Raw genomic sequence first — 17060 nt, 5'->3', positions numbered from 1 at the left:
TAATATTTTACCCGCTATATCATAATTAGTTATTGATTAAATCGAGTACTTGTTGAGTTGAATTTTTTGTGTCAACCTTTTTGATGATATGCGTAATTTTTCCATCACCATCTATAATGAAAGTGGTGCGAACCGTGCCCATGTATTTTTTGCCATACATGTTTTTTTCTGCCCAAACGCCATAGTCATTTACAATTTTCTGATCGGTATCGGCCAGGAGGGTAAATGGTAAATTGTGTTTGGTTACAAATTTCTGGTGCGATTTTTCGTCATCAACACTTACGCCTAGAACGACAATGCCTTTGGCCTGTAAACCCTGATAGTTATCCCTGAAATCGCAAGCTTCGGCGGTACAACCAGGTGTATCGTCTTTCGGATAAAAGTAAAGCACAACTGTTTTGCCTTTATAATCGCTTAACGAAACTTCAGTGCCGTTTTGATCTTTTGATGTAATTGCCGGTGCCTGATCACCTTCTTTTAACTCTGCCATAATTATTGGTTAATCGGTTAACTGTTTGAATCGGTTAATCGTTATTGTTAACCGCTGTGCAATTTAAACAGTTTAAGCTATTATACTGTTGGATATATGTTAAAAGATGACATTTCTCGGTTCAAAACATGGAATTTGATCATGAAATTCGTAAAATTCACAATCCTTTCCCTATCTGAAAAATGTTACCGTATATTTTCGGGTATTCTCTTTCATGTCTGCTACAACTAATTCCAGTGTATGTTTTCCAGAAGCTGTTCTTTCGTCAAAACTGTGCCACAGTGTTGCGGTTTTGGTATCGAATTCCATCAATGCCCACTTGCCATCAATATATCCGTTAAAACTTTTTATTCCAGACAGGTTATCGCTGATCCTGAAAAATATTTTAGATAAACCTGCCATGCTTTTTCCTTCAGCAATATTTACGGGTACTATCCGTGGTGCAATGGTATCGGTGGCAATATAAAAGCTACCAAAGTTTTTTGGTGTAGCTTTAACGAAGCCATTTTCGAAAAATCCGCCTTGCGATGAGCCATTTGAGTTTACAATCAAAGCTTTGCTTCTTAAGTTCTCCGGAAGATCATCAGCCTTAATGGAAATATCGAAACCAATGTGTAATGGCGTATATCGATTATGGATCTGGTGCAGTGCCGACCAGGCATTACCAGCTGGTTTAGGCAGTTTTTTATAAGTGAAGTTTAAATCGCTGTACAATGTTCCCTGAGGGAAAACGACCTTGATATCGTCGGTATTAAATTCATTCACCTTATTATATGGGTAAATGATGCCTGCAGGAACACTTGCTTTTGCTATCGGTGCTAAACCCGCATTTACCGTGAAAGGCAAAACAGATGAATTTCCTTTCGAATCGGTAATAATGTAACGGAGCTGATGTGTGGCACCATCGTTGAAATTAATTCTACCACTATTGACTAAACCACTATAAATTTTCAAAGGATTACCCGGCTCAACAAAACTTTTCTGGATACTTCTTTTAGTATTTACGTAGGTAGGATAATCGATATGCGAATTAATGGCTTTACTATCTTCGAAAGCAAATCGTTCAAGGGCAGAAGTGTATACTTTCTTGCCATCTACTTCTAACTGAATGGAATATACACCATTGGTGCCGGATAAACCATTATGCCGATCAGTTACCACAATACCGAAACCCACCTCGCCAGTTAAGCTAATGGGTGCTGTGGTTTTATAACTACCATTTGTGCCGCTAATACCAATGGCTTGTTTAGGTGTCGATTCGTTAAAGGTTTTACCGTTTAAACGGTACACATACATACCATGAATAACAGGCGGAATGTTATCGGGTATGATGATTCCGAAAAACTGTGGATTTATGGTTTCTTCCGTTTTGGTATCTCTGATTTCAAAATGTAAATGCGGACCGCCTGAGCTACCACGGTTACCAGACCAGGCAATAATTTCGCCTTTATGTACCGGAATTAAAGTCGCATCAGGAAACTCATCAATCTCAAAGGATTTCTTTTCGTATTCGAGATTTTTAACAATTGTGGCAATTTTTGGGGCGAAACGCTGTAAGTGGCCGTAAACTGTGGTAAAACCATTAGGATGATTGATGTACAGCGCTTGTCCGAAGCCACTATTCTGTACCCTTAATCTCGAAATGTATCCATCCGCAACGGCGTAAACAGGATAACCTTCTCGCTGATTGGTCCTGAAATCAATTCCGGAATGGAAGTGATTGCCCCTGATTTCTCCAAAAGAACCTGCGAGGGCAGGAGGGGCTATGTCTAAAGGTTGTCTGAAATCTGTAATCGGGTATTTATTCGTACTGAAAATCTGTTGTGCCTGAACAAGGATTGAAACAAATAAAAGGCAAATTGAAACGGAAAATTTTAACTTGTACTGGATCGGGTTTTTAATCATTCGTTACTTTACATCAAAATTTAAAAGTTGCTTTCCTTCTAACCAGGCTTCCAATTTGTCGCCTTTATTTATTTTTCCGACACCCTGTGGTGTTCCCGTAAAAATTAAATCGCCTTTTTTTAAAGTAATATATTGAGAAACAAAGCTAATTATCTTCTCGAACGAGAATAACAAATCTTTAGTATGGCCAACCTGACGGCGCTCACCATTTATCTTTAACTCGAAATTTAGGTTGTAAAGATCTTCGAAATCACTTTTAGGGTGAAAAATACTGATTGGCGCAGAGTTATCAAAAGCTTTGGCCAGCTCCCAGGGTAATCCCTTTTCTTTGTGTTTGCTCTGGATATCGCGTGCAGTGAAATCGATTCCGAGGCCTACTTCATCGTAATAATTGGCAGCAAATTTTTCGGCAATATGTTTTCCTTCCTTGCAGATTTTTAACACCACTTCCAGTTCGTAGTGAACATCGTCAGAAAAATCGGGCAGGTAAAAAGGTTTATTATCTTTTAAAACAGCGGTATCAGGTTTCAGGAAAATTACGGGTGTAGTAGGAACCGGGTTATTCAGTTCTTTTGCATGTTCGGCATAATTTCGGCCAATGGCGATGATCTTCATTCTTAAGAATATGAAATATGATAAAATAGAGGGAAATTAAATCCACATCAATCAAAAATAGAAAAGAAAATGGTGTTATAAAACTGAGATCCGTTTTACCTGGCTTTCTGAACCGGCAATAACCCTTAAAAAGTAAATACCCGGGTTAATTCGGTTAGGGATGACGAAGCTTTTGGTTTGCTCACCGGCATTTAAACGCTCGTTTGAAAGTGTTGCCACTTCATTTCCTAATAAATCGATGATTTTAATTGTGGTTTGCGTACCATCTTTTCCGATCGATAAAATAATATTTAACTGATCTTCTACCGGATTTGGGTATATTTTTACGATGGTTAACAATTTATCTTTCGTTACAACCGTTGCATTTTTAGGCGTTGTAGAGTAAGCATTGAACATTCCGGAGCCACCAACTGTCATATAAAGTGGTTTGTAAGGCGTAATATTCGCTTTAATTTCAGGAATCCGGCTTACTTTTTTTGTTCTGTTTTTTAAGCTAATGCGAATGCTATCAGTTTGTTGCGACCAAGAATTTACGCTGCACAGCAAAACCATGCACAATGTGCAGGCAAGTTTTGTGAGTAACGTTATCTTAGTGTAGAGTTTCATCAAATTGGTATAGCAAATGTATTAATTTAAAACAAAGAAATTAAACATTTTGTTTAAAACCCATAATTTAACACAATTTAACAATAAAATTTAATTTTCATAGTGTTGAAAATACACAATAATTTGGTTGTTAAATTGTTATAGTTAGTTTACTTTTGCCGCACTAAAATAATCAACGAAGTGTCAAATCATAAAAATGTCAACGCGTTAACCGCCGGCGGTGTTCTAATTAGTTTAGGAATTGTGTTCGGTGACATTGGTACATCACCTCTATATACCTTAAATGCAATTTTTACAACTATTTTAGGGGGGAAGCAGGATATCAATCCAACAAATGTTCTGGGCGTTTTATCATGTATCATCTGGACATTAACCTTACAAACCACCATTAAGTATGTTATTATTACCCTAAGAGCCGATAATAAAGGTGAGGGTGGTATTTTCTCTTTATTCTCGCTGGTGCGCAAAAAGGCTAAATGGCTGGTCGTTCCGGCCGTTGTAGGTGGTTGTGCCTTACTTGCAGATGGTATTATCACCCCCAGTATTACCGTAACATCGGCCATTGAGGGACTTACCAGTAAGTTTGAGGTGCCGGTTATTCCGATTGTGTTAACCATTTTAACCATCTTATTTATTATCCAGCAGTTCGGAACCAACCTGGTTGGGAAGCTATTTGGTCCGGTAATGTTTGTTTGGTTTGCGGTTTTGGGTGTTTTAGGTGTATCTTTTATTATTAAAGATTTCACTATCCTAAAGGCATTTAATCCTTACTATGCCATTCATTTACTGGTTACCAATAAACTGGCGTTTTTAATTCTGGGTGGCGTATTTTTATGTACAACAGGGGCAGAGGCTTTATATTCTGACTTGGGTCACTGCGGTAGAAACAACATCAGAACCAGCTGGATTTTTGTGAAATTAACCCTTATTCTAAACTATTTAGGACAAGGTGTCTGGATTTTGCAGAACAGCGGGAATTATGTTCCTGGTGCTAAAATGAATCCATTTTTTCAGATCGTTCCCGATCAGTTTCAAATTCCAATGGTTATACTGGCGACGATGGCGGCAGTAATTGCCAGTCAGGCTTTAATAAGTGGCTCCTTTACCTTAATTGCGGAGGCAGTACGTTTAAACCTTTGGCCTAAAATTAAAATCGTTTATCCATCAGTTTCTAAGGGCCAGTTATATGTTCCCTCGATTAACTGGATGTTGTGGATTGGTTGCTGTGGTATTGTACTGCTGTTTCAAAAAGCAGAGAAAATGGATGCGGCCTATGGTTTATCGATCACCATAGCCATGTTAATGACGACCATTCTGGTGAGTTTTTATTTGAGAAGTAAACGTTTCCCGAAATATTTAGTTGCCATATTCTTTTTTACCTATGTAATTATTGAAGGAACATTTTTGATCAGTAATTTAACCAAATTCTTACACGGTGGTTGGGTAACAGTATTAATCGGTTCGTTATTGTTCACCGTAATGTGGAGTTGGTTTGTGGCCCGTAAAATCAAAAACCGCTTTGTTAAATATGTCGAAATTGAAGATTATTATGAGATTTTAACCGAACTCAGCGGTGACGAATCGGTACCGAAATACTCTTCTCAACTGGTTTATTTAACGAGTGCGAACTTTAAAACGGAGATCGAATCGAAAATTATCTATTCTATTATACAAAAGGAACCAAAACGTGCTGATGTATACTGGTTGGTGCATGTTGACGTAATGGACGAGCCGTATACCTTAGATTATAAAGTTGAATTCCTAATTCCTGGCAAACTAATCAGAATTGATTTTAGATTAGGTTTCAGGATTGAGCAACGGGTGAATTTATTGTACCGTAAAGTGGTTGAAGAGTTAGTGAAAAACGGAGAGATCGATATTACCAGTCAGTATACTTCGTTAAACAAGCATAAAATTGCAGGCGATTTCAGGTTTGTTCTTTTAGAAAAACATTTATCTAAGTTTACTAAACTCAGTTTCTACGAGAGACAGATTATGGATTACTACTTTATCCTTAAAAAATTGAGTTTATCAGAAGAGCGGAGTTTTGGTTTGGATAGCAGTTATGTTGATGTAGAGAAAGTTCCATTGATTTTCGTTACACCAGATGATATTGAATTGAATAGATTACCGGTTTAATTAATGAGGACCGCGATTCTAATATTGGCAATGAGTTTATTTATAGCCGGGCCTGTAGCTAAGCTATACCATCTTGATCATGCCAATAATTATATGATTGCCTCTGGATTAGGTCTGGTGATGATTACAGCACTGGCTTTTATAAAGAAGAAATAAATAATTCCTCTTTCTGTTAAAGAAAGGGAATTTTGTTTTATAAATGGAATACTAACTATCAGATCAGCTTGATGCATCAGGCTTCAATCGTCATTCTGGACTTGTTTCAGGGGTTTACCCGAAAGCTATCGGTCGGTGTCTCACCGACCGAAACATCTAATCTCTGAAATGTGTAAGAATCCCGAATTCATCAATCCCTGTTTCGTAAAAATTTGCGCTACTCCATTTATAATCGTCCGGATATGTATACAAATTCCATTTTTCTTTAATCGGATTATCATGTATGTAATCTAGTTTCTGTATCAAAATGTTTTCCTTATTCAAAGGGATAGCCAATGGATCTCTTTTCCAGAATTGAAAAACTCTATCATTCTTTTCAGAACTGTATTGTTTCAATATTGTAGGATTATTAACTAACAGGTGCTTTCTGAACTCGTGTGCTGTAAATTTTGTAAAGCTGGCTGCAGGAGCTTCCTTTCCGTTTAATTTCAACATATTCCAGATTAAATGGATGTGGTTGGGCATAATCACATAACCATATACTTCAATAAGTTTTTGATTAACTAAAAATTTCAGTGAATTTATGATGATCATTTTTAAGTTATCATCATTTAATAAATGTGCAAAATTGCAGATGGTATCTGTGTAGAAATATGGATAGTTATAATCCATTTGTCCCTGTCTTTTATGAAAGATATGCATTATTTAGTATCTAAGTTGCAGGGATAATTTAAACACAAGATACAAAAAATGATAGTAGTTGCTATGAAATTTGTTTCGGTCGGTGAGACACCGACCGATAGATATTAACTTTCAATTTTTGCCAATTTACTATGTCTGTAACCATAGGCAAAATAAACCACAAGCCCAACCACTAACCAGATACCGAAACCGATCCAGTTTGAAATGCCCAGCTCGCACATCATGTACAAACAGCTGATTAATCCTAGAACAGGGATTAACGACAGGTTTTTGGTGATGCAGTAGTAGGTAATGATTACGCAGATGATCAGGAAAATCCACATTGGGATTTTGTGTTTAAATAAACCCCAGCCACTTTCGTATTTCTTTTCTACAGGTACTTTTGATGCTGAAATAAACTGTTCGTAACGATCAGCCGGTAATGCACTTAAATAAGATTCTGCATCTACTTTTTCTGCTAAAATAATTTGAGGAGCCGCATTTTTAACAATTTCTTCTTTAACAATTTTCAGTTCATCGCCACTTAAAGAAGTAACAAAAGTTACCGTTTGGATTGTTTTAGGCGAATTGAAAAAGAAGGCTTTGGTTTCTTTCCCATATTTTGTGAATGCAAAAATGATGGTCGCAATTAAAACAACAGGAATAATAAACTTACTGTTTACATAAGGTATTTTGAATTTTCCACGTTGAACATCAGGTCTGTTCTGCAATACCAAAACCCCTGCACAAACCAGTACAAAAGCGAATAATGTTCCGATAGAACACAGATCGGTAACGATGGTCAGGTTCATAAATAATGATGGTACAGCCACTACAAATCCAACCACAATAGTTGCAAATGAGGGTGTTTTATATTTTGGATGGATTTTCGAAAAAGATTTTGGCAATAAGCCATCTCTGCTCATGCTCATCCAGATACGGGGTTGACCCATTTGGAAAACCAAAAGTACACTGGCCATGGCAAATACGGCACTTACTGCAATAATACCACTCATTAATTTTAAGTTAATCTGATCAAAAACGAATGCTAGCGGGTCGCCAACGGCTAAAGTATCCGATTTAACAATACCGGTTAAAACCAGTGCAATAGCCACATAAAGGATGGTACAGATAATAATGGCCCACATCATTCCGCGGGGTAAATCGCGCTGTGGATTTTTACATTCTTCGGCTGTTGTAGAAATGGCATCGAAACCGATATAGGCAAAAAACACTGCTGAAACACCTTTTAAAACCCCGGAAACACCGTTCGGAGCAAATGGATCCCAGTTTTTGGTGTCTACATAAAATATACCTACCGCTAATACCAAAAGAATTACCGCAAGTTTAACCACTACCATGGCGTTGCTGGCATTGCGGCTTTCTTTCATGCCACGGTAAATTAACCAGGTAATTAAAATAATAATGCCTAAGGCAGGAATATCTGCAACGAGGTGAAAACTGCCAATTTTTGGGGCCGTAAGCCATGCATTATTGGCCAGGGCTGTAGCCGAATCTAAGTCTGCCAGGTTTTTGCCAGCAGCCAAAAGGGCTTCCGCGTGTTTATGTCCGTTGTAAGCACTGAGGTAATCCATTGTCATCCAGTCGGGTACATGGATGCCCTCGATGCCGAGGGGAGGTATTTTGATGGTGGAGAGTAGTCCGGTAAAGTAATCAGACCAGGATATGGCTACTGTAATATTACCGATTGAATATTCCATAATAAGCGACCAACCGATAATCCAGGCTACCAATTCGCCGAAAGCTACATAAGAATAGGTGTAAGCGCTACCAGAAACAGGTACCATCGAAGCAAACTCTGCATAAGCAAAGGCCGCAAAACTACAGGCTACTGCTGTAAAAATAAACAAAAAGATTACTGCCGGGCCACCATCAGCACTTGCTTTACCAATCGTACTAAAAATTCCTGCTCCAATAATCGCTGCAATTCCAAAAGCTGTTAAATCGCGTACACCTAGTGTTTTATGTAATGTGTTTTCATGGTCGCCATAGCCTTTTGCCGCATCTTGTAATATCTTGGAAATGGATTTCTTTCTGAATAGCTTTTCGAACATCTTTTGTTTGCTTGTTTCTTCAAACTTATAAAAAGTTTGGTTAAAAACGTTTAAAGCAGGATATAATTTTCAATACACTGCTTTTTGGAGCGCAAATGCCGTCGAATAAAGCGTCAATTATTAGATTAAAGTAAAAATTCGTAATTATTTGGCTTGAATAATCCTTTGTTTGATTCGCATAATTTTACGCTAAGTGAAAGCCCTAATTTTGCTGTCAATAATCAAACAGATAAATAAGAACACTTAAATGGATGTTTGATTTGAATATTTATACCATTACAGTACCAATATGATTGCAGATACCGCACAAATAAAATACATTAAAGAACGTCACCAGGGTTTGGCAACTTTACTGGCCTTTGCCTTAATTCCATTATCGGGTTTTGCTACCGATATTTACATCCCTTCGTTACCAACAATGGCTGGCGAAATGCAGGTAAGCAGTGTTCAGGTTCAGCTCACCTTAAGTATCTTTTTAATTAGCTATGGCGTTTCGCAACTTTTTATCGGGAGCGTGCTCGATAGCTTTGGCAGGTACAAGATCTGCCTGTATGCCTTATTGATTTTCGCAGCAGCAAGTATCGTTATTGCCACAACCCATAACATTTACCTTATTTATTTAATGCGCATCATCCATGGGCTTACTGTAGGTGCAATTGTGGTGGCAAAAAGAGCATATTTTGTCGATCTTTTCGAGGGCGATCAGTTAAAACATTACCTGAGTTTGTTTTCCATCATCTGGTCAACCGGACCAATTGTTGCACCTTTTATAGGTGGTTACCTTCAAACGGTATTTGGCTGGGAATCTAATTTCTATTTTCTGGCTGGTTTTGCGCTTGTTTTTGCCCTGTTAGAACTGTTGTTCAGTGGCGAAACCTTAAAACACTTTACCGATTTTCAACTGAAAAAAATTACAAGGATTTATGTTGAAATGATTAAAACCACCAGTTTTACATTGGGTATCGTTATGCTGGGTTTAGCCTACTGTATGGTGATGGTTTACAACATGACCGGTCCGTTTATTATTGAGCATCATTTAAATTTCTCACCGGTTATTGCAGGTTATAGTTCGCTGTTTTTAGGCTTTGCCTGGATGGTTGGCGGCTTTATCGGTAAGGCCACCATTAACAAGCCCTTTTTTAAAAGATTAATGATTAACTCGTTGTTTCAGGTTGCTTTTGTTGTGCTGATGATCATAAGCTTAAATTTTGTTTCAAACCTCTGGTCGTTAATTTTCTTCGCCTTTTTAATCCACGTAGGGGCAGGCTTTACCTTCAACAACTACTTTACTTTTTGTTTGAGCAAATTCCCGAAAAACGCTGGCATTGCAGGTGGATTAACCGGTGGAATTACTTACGTAATTGTTTCTTTTTTGAGTTATGGCATTGTAAATCTGATTCCGGCTAAAGATGAGCGAAACCTCAGCTACAGTTACCTGATCATGATCCTGTTATCGGTACTGGTGATGTTTATTATTCTTAGGATTAGGAAAAAGGATGAAGCGTAGGTAGTGGAAATTGGAGATGTATGTTTTTTGAAGAGCAGTATCTGCATTTCATAGGCGGGTTCTGTCCTGCTGTACGTTACAATCCTTTTGGGGATTTTCGGTAAAAACAAGGTATCCAGTGCCCAAAAGGGATTTTCACTTCCATCAGGTCTATTCAGTTGGGTTACTGCAGATAAAACATAGGTTTTGATTACCGAAAAGGTAAGGTAAGTGGTGACTGTGCATTTTATTTAGTTTCCGTGTCCTCAGTGTTTCCGCGGCAAAAAAAGTACTAAGGCCAGTTGAGTCTTAGCGAGACGCTAAGACCAGATAAGAACAAAAAAGTCGTGGCAAAATACCACGACCTCTGATATATTTTACTAGGAGGGGAAAACTTTCAACCCTCCACCTTCAATCCTTCTACCTTTCCTTATCCCAGTTTTTCCAGTTCTGTTTTCACAAAATTGGCCAGCTCCTTCACATATTCTGCACTGAAATCAAATTTGATTCCGGCAGTTTCATATATTTCGTTCATCGGTTTGGTATAACCTAAAGCAAGCGCTGCTAAATATTGTTCTAAAGCTTTTTCTGGATTTTCTTTATAGTTTTTCCAAACGGCAATGGCACCTAACTGGGCAATTGCATATTCGATATAATAAAAAGGAACTTCGAATAAATGCAGTTGTTTTTGCCAGCCATTTCCAAATTGTTGTTCTAAATCTGTCCAATCGGCAAAACCAGCACCAAAACGGTTAAAAATCTGCTTAAAAGTTTCCTCGCGATCAGCTGCAGTATGGTTAGGATTGGTGTAAATCCAGTGTTGAAACTGATCAATTACGGCAACCCATGGCAATGTTTTTAAAACATCGGCCAACTGTTCTTTTTTAGCACGGTTTAAATCTTCTTCATTGTCGAAATAAACATCCCACTTATCCATTGAGATCAATTCCATACTCATCGATGCCAGCTCTGCTACTTCAGATGGACAGTGTTTAAAGTCGTTTAACTCTAAATTTGCGGTTAAAAAAGTATGAATCGCATGTCCTCCTTCGTGAACCATTGTGGTTAAATCGCGCAACGAATTTGCTGAGTTCATGAAGATAAATGGAGCCCCAGTTTCGGCCAATGGATAATTGTAACCACCCGGTGCCTTACCTTTTCTGCTTTCTACATCAAAAAGTTTATTGGCTTTCATGGTGGCCAGTTTTGAACCTAATTTTTCATCAATGGCATTAAAACAGGCAATACTTTTATCAATCAGTTCTTCACCATTGTTAAAAGGTTTTAAAGCTGGTTTGCCACTAATGCTCACTTCTAAATCCCAGGGTTTTAACACGTCCAGCCCTAAAGCTTCACGGCGTTTTTCGGCCTGCTCTTTTAAAATCGGAACAATCTCTTTCTCGATGGCATTGGCAAAATCGTAACAGTCTTGTGGGGTATAATCAAAACGGCCCAATGCCTGGAACATATAATCGCGGTAGTTCTCAAAACCTGCATTTAAAGCAACCTGATTACGCAGTTTAATTAACTCATCAAACAGGATGTTTAAGTCATCTTTATCAATTAAACGGCGTTGCTGGATGGTTTTCCAGGCATTTTCGCGTACCTCTCGGTTTAAATCTTTGATAAAGATCGAGGCTTGCTCCAAAGTATATTCCTGGCCGTTTAGCTCAACGCTCATGGCACCTGTAGTACTTTGGTATTTTTGTTGTTTCACCTGTAATTCGGTAAACAGCTCAATGTTTTCGTCGCGGTAAAGCTCCAATGCTTTTTTAATCGCACGACTGTAAACGAAATATTTTTCTTTGTCCAAATCATCCATAAACGGACTTTCGACAAATTTTTTGTTCAGTTCGTTGGCTAAGGGAGAAATTTTTGGCTCTATTTCAGTCGCGAAATATTGAAAGTTTTTAACCAGTTCTTCATTTGCGGTATCACAGCTCATTTTAATATATCTCCAGGCAAAATCTTCTTCTAAGGCCGCTTCAAGCTCCGAACGGTCTTTTAACCAGTGTTCTAAGTCAGCCGTGCTGTTTATTTCGCGGTTTTGAAGTTCGGTAAAAAGTGGTTCTAAATTTTCCCAGGTAATGCTTAGTTCCTGTGGGATATATGTTCTGGGTTTCTTAGTTATAATCATGTTTTTATCGTTATTGAGTGATAGAATGAGAGAATGTTACTCATTCACGCATTTGGCCTTCACTCATTTTTTATTTATGTCTTAAATACGCATCTATTAAAAAGCATATCGCAAATACAACCGACGCATAACCATTTAAGGTTTGAAATGCCCTGTTTACTTTGCTGATATCATTTGGTTTTACCAGTAAGTGCTGATAAATCAACATCGAACAGAAAAACACAATACCTACGTAATAAACCCAGCTGAAGGATGTAAAAAACACAGGTAAAATAACACAGGTGGCAGAGAGTATATGCAACAGCACTGAAACATTCAAAGCATTTTTAATGCCAAGTGCCGATGGGATTGAATGTAATTTTTCTTCACGGTCAAATGCTTCGTCCTGCAGGGCGTAAATAATATCGAAGCCACTTACCCAGAACAATACGGTTAAAGAGTATAATACAGGAACCAATGCAAAATGTCCGGTTACGGCAATGTATGCGCCAATAGGAGCGAGCGCCAACCCCAGGCCTAATACCAAATGACAAAGTGCCGTGAAACGCTTGGTATAACTATAAAACAAAACCACAAATAAAGCAACTGGCGATAAATAGAAACAAAGCGGGTTAATGAAATAGGTGGTAATGGCGAAAAGCACACAATTGGCAATAACGAAAATCAAGGCCTCATTTGCCGAAACTTTACCTGCAGGGATATCGCGCATTTTAGTACGTGGATTTTTGGCGTCAATATTTCTATCGAGATAACGGTTAAAAGCCATAGCTGAGTTTCTGGCAAAAACCATACAAAGCAGAACCAAAATCAGTTTATACCAGGAAAATGGGTTTTCTGTTGTGGTTACCCCCAAAAAGAACCCAATCATGGCAAATGGTAACGCAAAAACAGAGTGGGCGAATAATACGAGTGAAAAGTATTTTTTCATTTATTTAAAAGATGATTACACAGATTTTTTTATTGTTAAACTGAAAATTGTGTACTGCGAACTGAAAATTGGTTAAAACTTCTTATAATCTGTCGGAACAACAAAATCTTTATTTACCTCATAGATGAAATTTAAAACATCATCTTTTCCGTTGCCTTTTTCTGCAGAAGTGATAAAGGTGGCCGGGATCTCCTCGAAAAATTCACCTAATTTTTTCTTAAAGGCGGCTACATTTTTCTGGGTGGTGGTCATACCTTGTTTATCAGCTTTGGTAAAAATTAACGAAAACGGGATCTGTTTTTCACCTAACCAATAACAAAATTCAATATCAATTCCCTGCGGCTCCAAACGGCTGTCTATCAAAACAAAAACACATTGTAAACTTTCTCTTTTGGTGATATAGGCGCGGATAAATTTCTCCCATTTCTCTCTGCTGGTTTTAGAAACCTTGGCATAACCATAACCCGGTAAATCGACAATATACCATTTCTCGTTTATCAGAAAGTGGTTAATTAATTGTGTTTTCCCCGGACGCTGAGAGGTTTTAGCTAATCCATGTTGATTAACCAACATATTGATTAATGAAGATTTACCCACGTTAGAGCGGCCAATAAATGCATATTCGGGCATAGTTGGTACCGGTAGTGCCGAAATCTGGGTGTTGCTGCAAACAAATGTTGCCGTTTTGATAATCATAGTGCAAAGGTAGGGTTTTGAGTCCGAAGTCCGAAGTCGGAAGGCTGAAGTACAATTTGATAATTTTTTTTAAATCTGATTTTTGACACTATGGTGAATACTTTGCATCAAAGACTTCGGACTCCGGCCTAAAGACTCCCGACTTTTCTCTATCTTTGCTCCATATCATGAATCAGAATATCACCCCATACCAAGTAGAAGATGCAACTAAAAAAGAGCAGGTTGCAACCATGTTTAACAACATTTCCGGCACTTACGATTTTTTAAACCATTTTCTTTCTTTAGGCATTGATGTATTATGGCGCAAGAAAGCGATTAAAGAACTGGTTTCCATCCACCCGCGAACCTTGCTTGATGTAGCAACAGGAACTGGCGATTTTGCTTTCGAAGCCATTAAAAAGCTTCATCCCGAAAAGGTAATTGGTGTTGATATTTCTGAAGGCATGTTAGAAGTAGCCAAAAAGAAAATTAACGAACGTAGTTTAAACGAAGTTTTTACCGTTCAGGTAGGCGATTCTGAAGGCCTACACTTCGAAAATGATACTTTTGATGCCATTACCTGCGCCTATGGTGTGCGTAACTTCGAAAATCTCGAAAAAGGATTAACGGATATGTACCGCGTATTAAAACCCAATGGAAAAATGGTGATCCTGGAATTTTCGAAACCGAAGGTTTTTCCGGTAAAACAATTGTATAGTTTTTATTTTAAACAGGTAACACCTTTCTTTGGGAAACTGTTTTCTAAAGACCACAGGGCTTATACCTATTTGCCAGAGTCGGTAGCTGCTTTTCCAGATGGAGAAGATTTTACCAACCTGATGGAAAAAGTTGGCTTTAAAAGTACCAAACAAAGAATTTTAACGTTTGGAATAAGTTCGATATATGTAGGAACCAAATGATCAGAAAATTAAGCCTCATTCTTTCACTTTTTATGGTTTCTACAACCGCCTTTGCTCAAAATTGGGGTGGTGGAATAGACGATGAAGATTGGAGTTTTGGTTTTAATTTCCAGTATATCTCGGCCGAATACAAAATCCTTAAAAAGCAAAACTGGCGATCGCCTTTTTATGAGGTGCCAAATTCGCTTGATCCTTCTTACGATCCAAATTCGGGTATTCCGGTTACGTCAACCTTAAATGCCATTTCTAGTCCACCGTCTCAAGGTTTTGGGCTGGGTTTTGTGATGAATAGAATGATTGCTGATAACTTTGATATCAGGGCAACGCCCTCTCTTATTTTTAGTGACAGGGTAGTCACTTACGAGTACGAACCCATGGCGCCGATTAATGTAGGGAACGGCCAGACGAAAAACTTTCAAACCGTAGTAGAACGAAAAGTGCAGGCCACGATGTTCGAATTTCCCTTAGGTTTAAAAGTAAAGTCGAACCGGATGAACAATTTTAGGGCCTATTGGTTAGGCGGTGCTAAATATTCGATAGATATAGCTTCGAAAAAGAAAACCTTCGATGAAGGAGAAACACCCGTAAATAAGTTTTTAAAAAATAAAAGAAATTACCTGTCGTACGAAACAGGTATTGGTTTCGATATTTATTTCGAGTATTTCAAAATGTCGCCCGAAATAAAACTGTCGTATTCAACCAGCGATTTGCTTCAGCACGATAATACGGTTTACGCTAATCCGATAGATAAGTTGAAATTACGTCAATTAACATTCAGTTTGATTTTTCAATAGTCCTGCAATCCAAAAAAACTTACCTTTGTTGGAGTAGGTAAATCAAAGATGTTATCTTAAAGGATATACCGAGACTTAAAATTCATAAAAATGTCTAAAATCGCATTAATTACAGGCGCAACTTCTGGTATTGGCGAAGCTTGTGCACAAACATTTGCCCAGCAAGGTTACAATCTCATATTATTGGCCCGCAGAGAAGATCGGTTGGCTAAAATTGCCCATCACTTAGAAGATAAATACGCCATTACCATTAAACAGGTTTTTGCCGATGTTCGCGATAAAGAAAGTCTTGCCGCTGCTCTGGAAGTTTTACCTGCCGAGTGGAAAAAAGTTGATGTTTTGATTAACAATGCAGGCCTGAGCCAGGGTTTAGATCCAATTGATAAAGGCGATACAAACGATTGGGATACCATGATTGATACCAATGTGAAAGGTTTGCTTTATGTAACTAAAATTGTTTCCAACTGGATGATACCAAACCAATCTGGTCATATTATTAACATTGGTTCTATTGCCGGAAAAGAAGTTTATCCAAATGGAAACGTATATTGTGCGAGTAAACATGCTGTTGATGCTTTGAGCAAAGGTATGCGTATCGATTTACTGCCCCACGGCATAAAAGTGACCGAAATTAATCCGGGTATGGTAGAAACCGAATTTTCGGTGGTGCGATTTAAAGGAGATGAAGACCGGGCGAAAAAGGTATACGAAAACCTGGAGCCCCTAATTGCCGATGATATTGCCGATGCCATTTGGTATGTAGTAAGCAGGCCTAAACATGTTAACATTAACGATATGTTGATTATGCCAACTGCACAGGCTACCGCAACGATTATAAATAGAGTATAAAGTTTTCGGTTGGCAATTTGCAGTTAACCATTCAGCAATCCTGCCATTAACCGATTAAAACAGTTAACCGATTAACCTGATAACAATTAACCGATTAAGCAATAAAAAAATGATTTCAAACACAATAGATCAGGAAATAAAAAAAGCCATGTTGGCTAAAAACAATGCACAGTTAAGAGGTTTAAGAGCCATAAAAGCTGCTTTACTTTTAGCTAAAACAGAAAAAGGATCTTCAGAAGAAATTACTGAAGAAACTGAACTTAAAATCCTTCAGAAACTGATTAAACAACGCCGCGAATCTGCTGATATTTACAAGCAACAAAATCGCGAAGATTTGTATCAGGTGGAAGAAGAAGAAATTGAAGTGATTAACCAATTTTTGCCAAAACAGTTAGATAGGGCAGAAGTTGCTGCAATTATCGAAGCTGTAATCAAACAATCCGGTGCTACATCGGTTAAGGATATGGGGAAGGTAATGGGCATGGCAAATAAAGAACTTGCAGGTAAAGCTGATGGTAAATTAATTGCGGAGATTGTTAAAGAAAAACTGGCTTAATTGAGGTAGAGGGCATATAGGCGTAAGGCAGAAGCTTAATAATCGCAG

16 protein-coding genes are annotated in these 17060 nt (G+C 38.0%); 7 read left to right on the top strand and 9 right to left on the bottom strand.

All coding sequences use genetic code 11. The features are described 5' to 3' along the window. Nucleotides 1-25 precede the first annotated feature (25 nt). From bcp to AC07YT_RS12140, 4 genes are all read right to left on the bottom strand, one after another. A complete protein-coding gene (gene bcp / locus AC07YT_RS12155; RefSeq protein WP_086547458.1) occupies nucleotides 26-490 on the bottom strand; it encodes a thioredoxin-dependent thiol peroxidase in 465 nt (154 codons plus the stop codon). Between the two features lie 171 nt (nucleotides 491-661). After that, on the bottom strand, nucleotides 662-2395 hold the full coding sequence (locus tag AC07YT_RS12150; RefSeq protein ID WP_086547457.1) for a M23 family metallopeptidase: 1734 nt from the start codon (nucleotides 2393-2395) through the stop codon (nucleotides 662-664). Nucleotides 2396-2398: 3 nt separating this feature from the next. Further along, nucleotides 2399-3010: a fumarylacetoacetate hydrolase family protein gene (locus tag AC07YT_RS12145; protein ID WP_086547456.1), complete on the bottom strand. Its 612-nt coding sequence runs from the start codon at nucleotides 3008-3010 to the stop codon at nucleotides 2399-2401. Nucleotides 3011-3085: 75 nt separating this feature from the next. After that, nucleotides 3086-3616 carry a T9SS type A sorting domain-containing protein gene (locus AC07YT_RS12140; RefSeq protein ID WP_494945330.1) on the bottom strand — a complete coding sequence of 177 codons (531 nt, stop codon included), beginning with the start codon at nucleotides 3614-3616 and terminating at the stop codon, nucleotides 3086-3088. A 180-nt stretch (nucleotides 3617-3796) separates the two neighbouring features. On the opposite strand from AC07YT_RS12140, the gene AC07YT_RS12135 reads away from it, so the two are divergent. Both AC07YT_RS12135 and AC07YT_RS12130 read left to right on the top strand, forming a co-directional pair. Next, nucleotides 3797-5755, top strand: a complete 1959-nt coding sequence (locus AC07YT_RS12135; RefSeq protein ID WP_086547454.1) for a KUP/HAK/KT family potassium transporter — start codon at nucleotides 3797-3799, stop codon at nucleotides 5753-5755. Nucleotides 5756-5785: 30 nt separating this feature from the next. Then, complete coding sequence (locus tag AC07YT_RS12130) at nucleotides 5786-5911, top strand: hypothetical protein (RefSeq protein WP_478359608.1); 126 nt, start codon at nucleotides 5786-5788, stop codon at nucleotides 5909-5911. Nucleotides 5912-6067: 156 nt separating this feature from the next. Here AC07YT_RS12130 and AC07YT_RS12125 read toward each other — a convergent pair whose 3' ends face one another. Further along, on the bottom strand, nucleotides 6068-6613 hold the full coding sequence (locus AC07YT_RS12125) for a transposase (RefSeq protein ID WP_494945329.1): 546 nt from the start codon (nucleotides 6611-6613) through the stop codon (nucleotides 6068-6070). Between the two features lie 104 nt (nucleotides 6614-6717). Then, nucleotides 6718-8667 (bottom strand): amino acid permease, encoded by a 1950-nt coding sequence (locus AC07YT_RS12120; protein ID WP_086547453.1) that lies wholly within the window; start codon nucleotides 8665-8667, stop codon nucleotides 6718-6720. A 289-nt stretch (nucleotides 8668-8956) separates the two neighbouring features. Between AC07YT_RS12120 and AC07YT_RS12115 the strand changes: the two genes are divergently transcribed. Next, nucleotides 8957-10174, top strand: coding sequence for an MFS transporter (locus AC07YT_RS12115; protein ID WP_086547452.1), 1218 nt, complete (start codon nucleotides 8957-8959; stop codon nucleotides 10172-10174). Nucleotides 10175-10583: 409 nt separating this feature from the next. Here AC07YT_RS12115 and AC07YT_RS12110 read toward each other — a convergent pair whose 3' ends face one another. The 3 genes from AC07YT_RS12110 to yihA form a co-directional block, all read right to left on the bottom strand. Next, nucleotides 10584-12290, bottom strand: coding sequence for a M3 family oligoendopeptidase (locus AC07YT_RS12110; RefSeq protein ID WP_086547451.1), 1707 nt, complete (start codon nucleotides 12288-12290; stop codon nucleotides 10584-10586). 70 nt (nucleotides 12291-12360) lie between these two features. Further along, entirely contained in the window at nucleotides 12361-13218 is an 858-nt protein-coding gene (locus AC07YT_RS12105) for a UbiA-like polyprenyltransferase (RefSeq protein ID WP_086547450.1), read from the bottom strand. Between the two features lie 72 nt (nucleotides 13219-13290). After that, nucleotides 13291-13914 (bottom strand): ribosome biogenesis GTP-binding protein YihA/YsxC, encoded by a 624-nt coding sequence (yihA, locus tag AC07YT_RS12100; protein ID WP_086547449.1) that lies wholly within the window; start codon nucleotides 13912-13914, stop codon nucleotides 13291-13293. A gap of 167 nt (nucleotides 13915-14081) precedes the next feature. Between yihA and ubiE the strand changes: the two genes are divergently transcribed. The 4 genes from ubiE to AC07YT_RS12080 all read left to right on the top strand — a co-directional run bounded on the left by ubiE (nucleotide 14082) and on the right by AC07YT_RS12080 (nucleotide 17012). Continuing rightward, a complete protein-coding gene (gene ubiE / locus AC07YT_RS12095) occupies nucleotides 14082-14813 on the top strand; it encodes a bifunctional demethylmenaquinone methyltransferase/2-methoxy-6-polyprenyl-1,4-benzoquinol methylase UbiE (RefSeq protein ID WP_215131244.1) in 732 nt (243 codons plus the stop codon). Further along, nucleotides 14810-15607: a type IX secretion/gliding motility protein PorT/SprT gene (porT, locus tag AC07YT_RS12090; RefSeq protein WP_086547448.1), complete on the top strand. Its 798-nt coding sequence runs from the start codon at nucleotides 14810-14812 to the stop codon at nucleotides 15605-15607. Before ubiE ends, porT begins: the two co-directional genes overlap by 4 nt. A 90-nt stretch (nucleotides 15608-15697) precedes the next feature. Then, entirely contained in the window at nucleotides 15698-16456 is a 759-nt protein-coding gene (locus tag AC07YT_RS12085) for an SDR family oxidoreductase (RefSeq protein WP_086547447.1), read from the top strand. A 109-nt stretch (nucleotides 16457-16565) separates the two neighbouring features. After that, entirely contained in the window at nucleotides 16566-17012 is a 447-nt protein-coding gene (locus AC07YT_RS12080) for a GatB/YqeY domain-containing protein (protein WP_086547446.1), read from the top strand. The last annotated feature ends 48 nt before the right edge of the window (nucleotides 17013-17060 follow it).

Source organism: Pedobacter sp. GW460-11-11-14-TSB4 (genome assembly GCF_059423705.1).
Note: the sequence above shows the minus strand (reverse complement) of the source record. Positions and strands in the feature narration are given on the sequence as shown.